The sequence below is a fragment of the Streptomyces sp. Isolate_45 genome, assembly GCF_024721315.2.
In the GTDB taxonomy this organism is placed as follows: domain Bacteria; phylum Actinomycetota; class Actinomycetes; order Streptomycetales; family Streptomycetaceae; genus Streptomyces.
In genome coordinates, this window is the sequence record NZ_JANFAK020000229.1 from 1 (window position 1) to 10,611 (window position 10,611).

The window sequence follows — 10,611 nt, forward strand, 5'->3', positions numbered from 1 at the left end:
GGCGTGGACGGCCGGCGAAGCCTCCGCGGTCGTCCGTTCCCGCCGGTTCGCCGCGTCGAGCTCCCCGGCCGCCCCGTCGATCATCTCGTCGAGCCGACACGGGTCCGTGGGGGACGTCCGGCCGATCTCCCCCATCGCGGAGGCCGACGCGCGCAACACGGACCCGTAACGCGTCCGGAAAGCGGCGGGGAGCCCGCCGAGCTCCCGGCTGTCGAGGGCGTGGTGCAGGGTCCGGGTCATCGAGCGCAGGTGATCCGTACCGCGTTCCGCGACGGTGACCGCCTCCCGCGCCCGGGTCAGGGCCCGGTCGGCGCCGTCGATGCTGCGCCGCGGGTTCATGTGACCGTTCTCGATCTCGGCGTCGATGCCGGCCCGGATGCGCTCGCACTCGGCGGCCAACAGGTGTGCGTCCCGATGCCACCGCCCCAGGCGCTCCCGGTCGGGGTCGCTCGATTCCATGGTGTCGGCCAGGCCGTTCAATCGCTCGCTCACGGTGGCGTACAGGTCGGCGACGGCCTGTTGCCGGTGACGCGCGTGCCGGGCCGGAGCGAGGACGAGGTGGGCGGCGAGGCCGCAGAGCGCGCCGATTCCCACGGACCCGGCCAGGTGACCGATGTACCCGATCTGACCCTGGCCGGAGGAGAACGCGAAGAAGCCGACGACGGCGACCTGGGTGCCCTGCCGGCCCAAGCGCTCGATCCGCCCGACACACAGCGCGAGCAGGGTGAGGAGGCCGAACGTCCAGCCGTGAATGCCCGCCACCGCCGCCAAGGTGGCGGCGAGCACGGCTCCCGCCACCACCGCCAGCAGGTACTGGACGCAGTCGCGCACCGAGCGGTACACGGTCGCCTGCAACGCCAGCAACGCGGTGAACGGCGCGAACGTGGCGACGGCCGGCGGCAGTAGGTGGCGCGCCAACACCCACGCGGCCATCGACGCGACCACCGTCTTCGCGCCGAGGACCAGATCGTCGCGTTCGCTCCCCGCCGCGCGCACGGCGCGCCGCAGGTAGCCCGCCCGCTCCGCGGCAACCCCCCTCATCCGTTCCCGCACGTGCTCCCACCTGGGCAGGACGACCACCTCCTGGGGTCCGTATGCCCCGCCGCCCGGAGGGAAACGTCGGGAGGTCGGGCGCGACACCCTTGTGCGGGACGTCACCCCCGAGCTGCCGACGGGAACGCATGAATCCGGTGCTTCGAAGCAGGCGCTGTGCATGGAATGCGTGGTGTACGAGGAGCGGTCGGGCCGGTCGCGGACGGTCGAGTGCGGTCTTGACGACGAGGCTTGCCGGCAGGTGCTGAAGCGCCTGCGAGGTCTGGGCGAGGGCGAGTTCGGCTGGGTGCGCATGGTCGACCCGGCCGAGGACGAACTCGTGCAGTTGGCCGGGGAGCTGGGCCTGCACCCGCTGGCCGTCGAGGACGCGGTTCAGGCCCACCAACGGCCGAAGCGCGAGCGGTTCGGCGACGTGCTCGCCGTCGCGCTGAAGACCCTCTGGTACGTCGAGGAGGAACAGGCGGTGGAGACCGGCGAGTTGATGCTCTTCGTCGGACCCCGCTACGTACTCACCGTCAGCCACGGTGAGGTGGACCCGGCAGCCGAGGCGGCCCGGCGGCTGGAGGCCGACCCGTCCATGCTGCGCTTCGGTCCCCTCTCGGTGGTGCACGCCGTCCTGGACGTCGTCGTCGACGCCTACAGCGAGGCGGCCGACACCGTGCGGGCCGCGCTCAACCGGCTGGAGGACCGCGTGTTCTCGTCCTCCCGCGTCGACCACACCGAGGACATCTACTCCTTGAAACGAGAGGTCCGCGAGTTCCGGGACGCCGTCCAACCACTGGTCCCGGTGCTGCCCGGCCTGCTGAGCGGGCCGGGAGAGGAGGACCGACCCCCGAAGGTCCTCCCGTACTTCCGTGACGTGGCCGACCACCTGCACCGCACCGACACCGAGGTGCGGACGCTCGACGAACTGCTGAACTCGGTTCTCGACGCCCAGCAGGCCAGGGTGGGCACCTGGCAGAACGACGACATGCGTCGCATATCCGCCTGGGCCGCGATCTTCGCCGTCCCCACGATGGTCGCCGGCGTCTACGGCATGAACTTCGACCACATGCCGGAACTCCGCTGGAGCTACGGCTACCCACTCGCCGTCGTCCTCATGGCCGTGGCGTCGGGCCTCCTCCACCGCACGTTCCGACGCAACGGATGGCTCTGATGACACCCCACGACCTGTGGGAACGCAGGAGACCGGCCCGCGGATTCGTCTGTTCCTCCTAAGGTCGACGCGTGTTCGGGTGAGGCGCCCCGCGGAGGGCAGTCGCAGGGTGTCGCCCATTACCGCGGCCCGCTCCGCGGGCCGCATTCGAAACGGGAGGTACGCGGTGCCCAGTACGGCCATGACCTTGGCCACGCTCCCCACCGGACTGTTGGCACTCCCCGGGGTCTACCAGCCGCAGGCGGACACCCGACTCCTCGGCGAGGCGCTCGCGCACGAGGACCTGGGGCCCGGCACGGGTGTCCTGGAGATCGGTACCGGCACCGGTGCGCTCGCCCTGCACGCCGCTGCCAGGGGAGCGCGCGTCACCGCGGTCGACGTCTCCTGGCCCGCGGTGGCGACGGCGCGGCTCAACGCCATGCGGCGGCGGCTCGCGCTGCGCGTACTGCACGGAGACTTCGAGGCACGGACCGAGGGCCACCGCTTCGACCTGGTGGTCAGCAACCCCCCGTACGTCCCCGCCCCGCGGGTCCGGCCGCCGTCAAGCGGTCCGGAGCGGGCCTGGGACGCCGGCCCCGACGGGCGGGCGGTCATCGACCGGATCTGCGCGGGCGCCCGGGAACTGCTGCATGAGGGAGGCGTCCTGCTGATGGTGCACTCGGCGATGTGCGGGCCCGAGGAGACCGTCGACCGGCTGACCGGCACGGGTTTGACCGCGGAGGTCACGGTGAGGGCCACCGTGCCGTGGGGCCCCGTCCTGCGCTCCCGGCGCTCCTGGCTGGAGCGGCAGGGCCTCGCGGTCGAGGCCGAGGAGTGGGAAGAGCTGGTGGTGATCCGTGCCCAGTACCTCTGACGGCGTCCCGGGCGAGGTTGCCTCCGGCGGCGTCCCGCGCGAGGTCCCCGACGACGCGCCCGCCCGCCGGGTGTCCGTGGACCCCCAGGGCCCGGTCCTGGTCGAAGGGCCGGTCGAGATCGTCCTGGACGACGGGACGATCGCCCGGTCCGACCGCTTCCTGGTCGCGGTGTGCACCTGCCGCCGCAGCCGCACGTACCCCTGGTGCGACACCAGCCACCGCCGTCGCGAGCGCGCCGCCGCGACCCCCGACGACAGGAACGCGCGATGACCCCTCCCGTCCCGAGCACGACGGTGACCGCGGCCGGCCCCCGCCTCGTCGAGGGCCGCGGAGAGCTGTCCCGGGCCGTGGTCGACGCCCTCCGGTCGGGCGGCCCTCCGGTATGGGCCCCCGGCCGCGTACGCGACGCCGACCCGTGGGGTGAGGACCTCCAACTGGCCCTCCACCTCCTCTACGAGCTGCACTACCGGGGCTTCGACGGCGTGGACGACGAACGGGAGTGGGATCCGGACCTGTTGCGGCTGCGGCAGGCGATGGAAGCCCGCTTCCTGCACGCCCTGCGCAGCGAGCTGTCCGACGCCCCCCGCTCGGTCGAGGAAGCCTTCGCGCCGCTGCTCGTGGAGCCCGTGGACCTCTCCGGCAGCCTCAGTCGGTACCTCGAAACCGACGGTGAACTGTGGCAGTTGCGCGAGTACGCGGCCCTGCGCTCCCTCTACCACCTCAAGGAGGCCGACCCCCACGCCTGGGTGATCCCCAGGCTCACGGGGCGGGCCAAGGCCGCCATGGTCGCCATCGAGTACGACGAGTTCGGCGCCGGCCGGGCCGACCGCGTCCACGCGCGGCTCTTCGCGGAGCTCATGACCGACCTGGGACTTGACCCCACCTACGGCCGCCACCTGGACCAAGGGCCGGCCCCACTGCTCGCGACGGTCAACCTGATGTCCCTCTTCGGCCTGCACCGGGCGCTGCGCGGAGCCCTCGTCGGCCACTTCGCCTGCGTGGAGGTCACCTCGTCGCCCGGCTCCAGGCGCCTGGCCAACGCCATGCGGCGCTGCGGGGCCGGACCGGCCGCGGAGCACTTCTACGCCGAGCACGTGGAGGCCGACGCGGTCCACGAACAGGTCGTGCGCCACGAGGTCATCGGCGGCCTCCTCGCCGACGAACCGGAGCTGGAAGCGGACGTCGCCTTCGGCTGCGCGGCGACGGTACTCCTGGAGGACCGCCTCGCGCTCCACATCCGCGAGGCCTGGGAGCGGGGACGCAGTGCCTTGCGCAGGCCCTTGCCCGAACACTGAGGACGCCGAGGATCCCAATGCCGGGGTCCGGGACGGAGGGTTCCGTCCGAGCGGCGCGTCGGGATCCGCGTCCGACGCGCCGCTTCCACGTGCCTGCCCGGCGGGAGGGTCGGCCGGAATCCCCCGGCGTCAACGGGGGGAGGTCCGGTGGCCGCCGAACCAGTTGCCGCGGCGACGGGGAGCGTCAGCCACCGGTTCACCCGTCGGGGGGAGGACACCGTCGCCATCGGCCGGACCCGCCGGCACGGCGCGGGCGTCGTCCCGTTGCTCGATCAGATCGTCGCGCTCCCGGTCGACCACCGCCGCCTCACGCCGGGACGAGTCGAGCTCCCGTCGGGCGCGCGCGGAGCGGCGTGCCGAACGACGGGCACCGAGCATCACCAGCGCCAAGCCCAGCAGGGCCGCGGCCCCCACGATGATTCCGATCAGGAACAGGGACCCGGTCGAGCCGGTGGCGTGATAGCCGAGGATCGAGAAGTCACCACCGGTGTCGAGATCGTGGCCGGCCCCGAAATTGCCGAAGATTCCGATCAGCCCGACGATGGCGGCGACGACCAGAATGATGAGTCCGAGGATGAGGATCATGAAGACGCTCCTGGGATCCGTGCCCGGTACGGGGCCGGACACGGCTGGCGCCTACCCCTACTGCGCACCGTCAAGCGAAACCCGCCCCTGAGGGGCGCGGTCGGGGCCCGGGCCGGGTGTCGGGAGTCGGCGCGACCGCTCGGGTGATCGGTGGGACGATGGCCTGACCAGTGGCAGCGGCGTTCGCGCTTCCCGCCGGCAGGCGCAGCGGCGGGGACGGCGCGGCCCCGGCAGGGCCGTCCGTACCGGCAGGAGGACCACCCCCATGGCCGTCCGCAATCAGCTGATCCATCGCCCCCCGCACGCGGTGTGGCTGGTACTCGCCGATCCGACCCGCTACGGCGACTGGGTGGTCGGCCCGTCGGAATCCACCCCGCTGGACCGGGACTGGCCCGACGTCGGCTCCCGGCTCCGCTACACCGTGCGGCTGGGCCCCTGGTCGGCCGAAGGGGTGACGACCGTCCGCCACCGGGAGCCCGGTGAAGAACTGGAGCTGGAGGCCGCGTTCGGAGCCCTGGGCACGGCGAGGATCTTCCTCCAGCTCAGGCCCTGGGGCGACGAAACCCTCGTCATCTGCGACGAACACCCCCTGCGCGGCCTGGGCGGAACCTTCCACAACCCCGCCCTCGACGCCCTGATCCAGCTCCGCCACCGGGGCATGCTGGCCCGCCTTGCCAGGACCGTGGAACAGGATCCCGCGAGGTCCCGCCGTGCCTGACGCGGTGGTGATCGGCGCGGGCCCCAACGGGCTGGTGGCCGCGAACGTGCTCGCCGACGCCGGATGGAGCGTGGAGGTCCTGGAGGCCCAGGCCGAGCCCGGAGGGGCCGTCCGCAGCGACCGCGGCGTCCACCCCGACTACGTATCGGACCTGTTCAGCGCCTTCTACCCACTGGCCGCCGCCTCCCCGGTCCTGGCCCGCTTCGACCTCGCCGCGGAAGGCCTGCGCTGGAGCCACGCACCCTCCGTACTCGCCCACCCGCTGACGGACGGAAGGTGCGCGGTACTGGAGCGCCGCGTGGAGCGAACCGCCGCCGGACTGGAAGCGTTCGCGCCCGCCGACGGCGCGGCCTGGCGGGACATGTACGAGGTGTGGAGCCGTGTCGGGCCCGACCTGGTCCAGGCGCTGTTCACCCCCTTCCCCCCGGTCCGGGCCGGACTCCGCCTCGCGGCGAAGGTACGGGCCTCCGGCGGGCTGCGGCTGGCCCGGAACCTGGCCCTGCCCGTGCGCCGCCTGGGGGAGGAGGAGTTCGCGGGGGAGGGCGGCCGGCTCCTGCTGGCCGGCAACGCACTGCACGCCGACCTGGCGCCCGAGGCCGCCGGTAGCGGCGGATTCGGCTGGCTGATGTCCATGCTCGGCCAGAGCCACGGCTTCCCCGTACCCGTCGGCGGCTCCGGCGCCCTGACGGCAGCGCTCGTGAGCCGCCTCCGGCGCCGCGGCGGCGTCCTGCGCTGCGGGGAGCGCGTCGAGGCCGTCCTGGTGCGCGGCGGCACGGCGGTCGGGGTCCGGACCGCGGGCGGGGAGACGATCGACGCGCGCAGGGCCGTACTGGCCGACACGTCGGCGCCCGCCCTCTACCGGGACCTCGTCGGCGAGGAACACCTTCCGTCCCGGCTCCTGCGGGACCTGGAACGCTTCCAGTGGGACTTCGCGACCTTCAAGGTCGACTGGGCGCTGAGCGGCCCGGTGCCGTGGACGGCACCGGAAGCGGCCGGCGCGGGCACGGTCCACGTGGCCGAGGGCGTCAACGGCCTCACCCGGTTCGCCGCGCAGATCGCCGCCGGACACGTTCCCGACGCACCCTTCGCGCTGTTCGGCCAGATGACCACCGCGGACCCCACCCGCTCACCCGCCGGTACGGAGTCCGCGTGGGCCTACACCCACCTTCCGCAGCACATCACCTCCGACGCCGGCCCCGACGGCATCACCGGCCGCTGGGATTCCCGTGAGCAGGAAGCCATGGCCGACCGCATCGAAGCCCAGGTGGAACGCTTCGCACCGGGCTTCCGCGCGCTCGTCCGCGCCCGCCGGATCCTGGCCCCCACCACCCTCCAGGCCATGAACGAAAACCTCCACAACGGCGCCATCAACAACGGCACGACCGCCCTGCACCAACAGGCGATCTTCCGACCCACCCCCGGCACGGGCCGCCCCGAAACCCCCGTAAAACGCCTCTACCTGGCCTCCGCCGCCGCCCACCCCGGCGGCGGCGTCCACGGCGCGCCGGGCGCGAACGCCGCCCGTGCCGCCCTGCGATCCCACGGCCCACGCACCCTCCTCCACCGCGCCCAACGCGTCTGACCCGTCCGACGCGGACCCTCTCCAGGGCCTGCCGTCTCCCGGGCGGCCCGGAGACCGCCGCACACGTCGTGACGTCCCCGGGTCCGTCCCCCTCCAGGCCGGCCGGGTGTCCCGTTCGACGGGCGCTCCGAGCCGCTGTCCCGCGTACCGCGCGGGATCGTGCCGTGACGTGGGACGTCCCGGCGCCGTTGGGGGAGCGTGACGGTGGGACGGACAGCGGAACCGAGCCGGGCGACGTTCCTGAGGGCGGTCGCCGCGGCGGCCCTGGGGCCGGCGATGGGCCCGGTCATGGGCGCGGCGGATGCCGCCGGTGGGCGGATCGGCGGCGGGGCGGCGAGCGGCTCCGGCCGTGGGGATGACCGGCCCGATGGCGCGGGCCCCCTCGTGGTGACGAAGGTGCGCGACCTGACGGGCCCTGGTCTGACGACCCGGTTCCGCATGGAGGCCACCGACCTCGGCATCCCGGTCCGCGTTCCGGACGGCCGGACCCTGTTCGTCTTCGGCGACACCTTCGAGGAGGCCCGGGTCGGGGGCGGCTGGTGGCGTTCCCCCGTCGGGCTGTACTCCACGACCGCACGCCTCGAGGAGGGCGTCGTCTGGAGCGGGGCCGTCGGCGGGGAGCACGCGCGCCAGCTCTGGGCGTACGAACACGACAATCCGCTGTTCACCACCGTGCTGCCCTCCGACGTGGTCCTCGTGGACGGGGTCCTGTACCTGCACGTCACCGTGCACCGCGGGTGGGGCGGGGTGCTGTGGAGCGAAATCTGGCGCTCGGACGACTCGGGCGCGAACTGGCGGCACACCGGAGCCCGCTTCCCCGGGAACGCGCACGGCGGACTGTTCCAGCTGCTCACCTGGGAGCTGGGCGAGGACGGCCACGTCTACGCGTACTCGACGGGCTTCCGCCGGAACGGGCCGGTCCTGTTGCACCGCGTCCGGTCGAACGCCCTGGCGGACCCCAGCGCCTACGAGCCGTGGGGCCACCGCGACGGAGCCTGGGCCTGGGGGAACGCGCCGACGCCGGTCCTGGAGGGCGGCTTCGGCGAGCTGTGCCTGCGGCGGCTGGACGGCCGCTGGCTGCTGGTCTGCTTCAACGCCGCCGAGGCGCGCATCGAGGCCCTCGTCATGGACCGCCCGACCGCGGACCTGACCGGGGTCGACCGACGCACCCTGATCCGCGACGCGCCGTGGGGGCGGGAGGACGACACGCACGTGGCCCAGCCGTACGGCGGCTATGTCATCCCGGGCTCGCACCTGGACGACCTTCACCTGACGGTCAGCCAGTGGCGGACCGGGCCGGAGGGCTGGCCGTACCGGGTGATGCAGTTCCGGGTACGGGGGCTCGGCGCATCCGCCACATCCGATACCTCGGACACCTCCGGAACCTCCTGACCCCGGGCCCCGCATCGGGGCCCGTGCCGACGCCCCGTCAGGTCCGGTTCAGGTCCGGTTCAGGTCCAGCGCTGCGGATCGGAGCCGTCACAGGTGCGGACGGACAGGACTCCGGATCCTTCCGTCAGGCAGGTTCCGGCGGCGAGGTTGCGGACCTGCACCGACCCGTCGGCACGGCCGACGACGGTCCAGCCCTGGTGGGTGGACCTGTCGCACGAGCGTGCGCGGGGAGCCGTGCCGCTGTTGTCGAGGCAGGCTCCGGTCGCCCGGTTGCGGAGGGCGCCGGGGCCGCCGTCGTAGGGGCGGAACTCCCATTCCTGGTAGTGGAGCCCGTTGCAGGGCCACATCCGGAGTCCCTCGATGCTGTCGTCCAGGCAGCTGTTGCCGGCCTTGTTGCGGAACACCAGGGCGGTGGCTTCGGGCTCCGCGGCCGGATGCAGCAGGAAGGCGAGGGCGGCGCCCATGGCGAGCCCGGCCAGCAGCCCGCCCGCCGTCCAGCGCATCCGTGCCGCGGCGACGGGCCGGTCCGCCGGTGTGCGCCCGGCGTCACCGGGTCGGGGGACGGATACGTGAAGGGCCACGGGCGCGGGCACGACCTCCGGCGGGGCGGCGTCCGCGACTGCCGGCGCGGGCCCCGATTCGTCCCGCGGCGGGGGAGAGGGGGCGGGCACGGTCGGGCCCCGGCCCGCTCCGTCAGGTGATCCCGCCGGGTCGGACGAGTCGGACGAGTCGGACGAGTCGGGGTCGGGGTCGGAGTCGGATGAGGCGGGCGGGTCGGACGGGTCGAGCAGGGCGGTCGGGGCGGTCGGGGCCGGTGGGGGGCGGTTCTGGCCGCCGTCCGCCGCCTCCCACAACCCGCGGTACTCGACGGGATCGGCGTCCAGGGCCTTGCAGATGTCGCGCACCACCGCCCAGGGCGGCACCGTCGCTCCGCGGAAGTACCGCGACAGCGAGGAATCGCTGATCAGTACCCGCCGTTCGAGGTCCCGCAGCGTCATCCCGGACCGCTGCTGCAATCCGCGCAGTGCGCCTCCGAGCCGCTGGGCCGCGGTGGCGTGCGCGTGCGTTCCGTCGAGTTGGCTCATCCGTAACGTCTCCCCATCGGAAGGTCGCCGACGTGTCCCGGGCGGCGTGCCGCGTCCCGGGACGTGCCCGTCCCTGCAGGTCAGAAGGGTAGGGATCCCGACATTGGCGAAGCAACCGGGACAACCTTGCAGCCCCGGGTGAACCGTCACAAACTCGGAGCATTCCGTCGGCGGTTCACCCCAAGGTGGTGACCATCCGGCTCCCCCTCCCCGTCCTCGTACGGCAGGGGTGTGTCCGGCGCCGGCCCGTTCTCCCTCGAAAGGTGCATCAGGAATGCGTTTCGACTCCCGTACGGCCCGGAACCTGTCGGTCGGCTTCGCGCTCATGCTCCTCCCCCTCGCCACCACCGAGAGCGCCGTCGGCGCCGCTCGGCCGGCGGCCGCCGACGGGGTGGTCTACCAGGTCCAGCTCAGCAACCGGTGCCTGGACGCCGACACCAACACCATCAACAACAACCCCGCCCGGGCGCAGGTCTGGGACTGCAACCGCGCGGCCAACCAGCGCTGGGTCCTGCACGGGTCCGGGGAGCTGAAGGTCGACTTCAACGGCAAGTGCCTGGACGCCGACACCAACACCATCAACAACAACGGCGCCGTCGTCCAGCTGTGGAACTGCAACGGCCAGCCGCAGCAGTCCTGGTACCGGGGTGCGAACAACTCCATCCGACTGAAGTACAACGGCAAGTGCCTGGACCACGACACCAACCAGAACCGCAACGGCGGGAAGGTCCAGCTGTGGGACTGCAACGGTTCGCCGCAGCAGTCCTGGCGCTGACACCGGCCACCCGGTCGGCGCCCTGACCGTGCCCCGCGCCCGTGGGGGGGGGGGGGGGGGGGGGGGGGGGGGGGGGGGGGGGGGGGGGGGGGGGGGGGGGGGGGGGGGGGGGGGGG

At 73.4% G+C, this 10,611-nt stretch carries 11 protein-coding genes; 8 read left to right on the forward strand and 3 right to left on the reverse strand.

Features of this window, described 5'->3' with window-relative positions; translation table 11 throughout:
• On the reverse strand, positions 1 to 1,041 hold a 1,041-nt coding region (locus NOD94_RS37835), incomplete at its 3' end, for an aromatic acid exporter family protein (RefSeq protein ID WP_281210779.1).
• Positions 1,042 to 1,213: 172 nt separating this feature from the next.
• Between NOD94_RS37835 and NOD94_RS37840 the strand changes: the two genes are divergently transcribed.
• From NOD94_RS37840 to NOD94_RS37855, 4 genes are all read left to right on the forward strand, one after another.
• Positions 1,214 to 2,209 carry a magnesium and cobalt transport protein CorA gene (locus NOD94_RS37840; protein ID WP_281210780.1) on the forward strand — a complete coding sequence of 332 codons (996 nt, stop codon included), beginning with the start codon at positions 1,214 to 1,216 and terminating at the stop codon, positions 2,207 to 2,209.
• Positions 2,210 to 2,390: 181 nt separating this feature from the next.
• The gene (locus tag NOD94_RS37845; protein WP_281210781.1) at positions 2,391 to 3,062 is read left to right on the forward strand and encodes a HemK2/MTQ2 family protein methyltransferase; all 672 of its coding nucleotides are present in this window, start codon (positions 2,391 to 2,393) and stop codon (positions 3,060 to 3,062) included.
• On the forward strand, positions 3,046 to 3,333 hold the full coding sequence (locus NOD94_RS37850; RefSeq protein WP_281210782.1) for a CDGSH iron-sulfur domain-containing protein: 288 nt from the start codon (positions 3,046 to 3,048) through the stop codon (positions 3,331 to 3,333). The genes NOD94_RS37845 and NOD94_RS37850 overlap by 17 nt, the downstream gene beginning before the upstream one ends.
• The gene (locus NOD94_RS37855) at positions 3,330 to 4,358 is read left to right on the forward strand and encodes an iron-containing redox enzyme family protein (RefSeq protein ID WP_281210783.1); all 1,029 of its coding nucleotides are present in this window, start codon (positions 3,330 to 3,332) and stop codon (positions 4,356 to 4,358) included. Before NOD94_RS37850 ends, NOD94_RS37855 begins: the two co-directional genes overlap by 4 nt.
• A 129-nt stretch (positions 4,359 to 4,487) precedes the next feature.
• Here NOD94_RS37855 and NOD94_RS37860 read toward each other — a convergent pair whose 3' ends face one another.
• Positions 4,488 to 4,943, reverse strand: coding sequence for a hypothetical protein (locus tag NOD94_RS37860; RefSeq protein WP_281210784.1), 456 nt, complete (start codon positions 4,941 to 4,943; stop codon positions 4,488 to 4,490).
• Positions 4,944 to 5,208: 265 nt separating this feature from the next.
• On the opposite strand from NOD94_RS37860, the gene NOD94_RS37865 reads away from it, so the two are divergent.
• From NOD94_RS37865 to NOD94_RS37875, 3 genes are all read left to right on the forward strand, one after another.
• Positions 5,209 to 5,661: an SRPBCC family protein gene (locus NOD94_RS37865; RefSeq protein ID WP_281210785.1), complete on the forward strand. Its 453-nt coding sequence runs from the start codon at positions 5,209 to 5,211 to the stop codon at positions 5,659 to 5,661.
• Complete coding sequence (locus NOD94_RS37870; protein ID WP_281210786.1) at positions 5,654 to 7,243, forward strand: NAD(P)/FAD-dependent oxidoreductase; 1,590 nt, start codon at positions 5,654 to 5,656, stop codon at positions 7,241 to 7,243. The genes NOD94_RS37865 and NOD94_RS37870 overlap by 8 nt, the downstream gene beginning before the upstream one ends.
• Positions 7,244 to 7,447: 204 nt before the next feature.
• On the forward strand, positions 7,448 to 8,635 hold the full coding sequence (locus NOD94_RS37875) for a DUF4185 domain-containing protein (RefSeq protein WP_281210787.1): 1,188 nt from the start codon (positions 7,448 to 7,450) through the stop codon (positions 8,633 to 8,635).
• 59 nt (positions 8,636 to 8,694) lie between these two features.
• Here the strand turns inward: NOD94_RS37875 and NOD94_RS37880 are convergent, their stop codons facing one another.
• Positions 8,695 to 9,720: a helix-turn-helix domain-containing protein gene (locus NOD94_RS37880; RefSeq protein ID WP_281210788.1), complete on the reverse strand. Its 1,026-nt coding sequence runs from the start codon at positions 9,718 to 9,720 to the stop codon at positions 8,695 to 8,697.
• Positions 9,721 to 9,994: 274 nt separating this feature from the next.
• Between NOD94_RS37880 and NOD94_RS37885 the strand changes: the two genes are divergently transcribed.
• Positions 9,995 to 10,495: an RICIN domain-containing protein gene (locus NOD94_RS37885; RefSeq protein WP_281210789.1), complete on the forward strand. Its 501-nt coding sequence runs from the start codon at positions 9,995 to 9,997 to the stop codon at positions 10,493 to 10,495.
• The last annotated feature ends 116 nt before the right edge of the window (positions 10,496 to 10,611 follow it).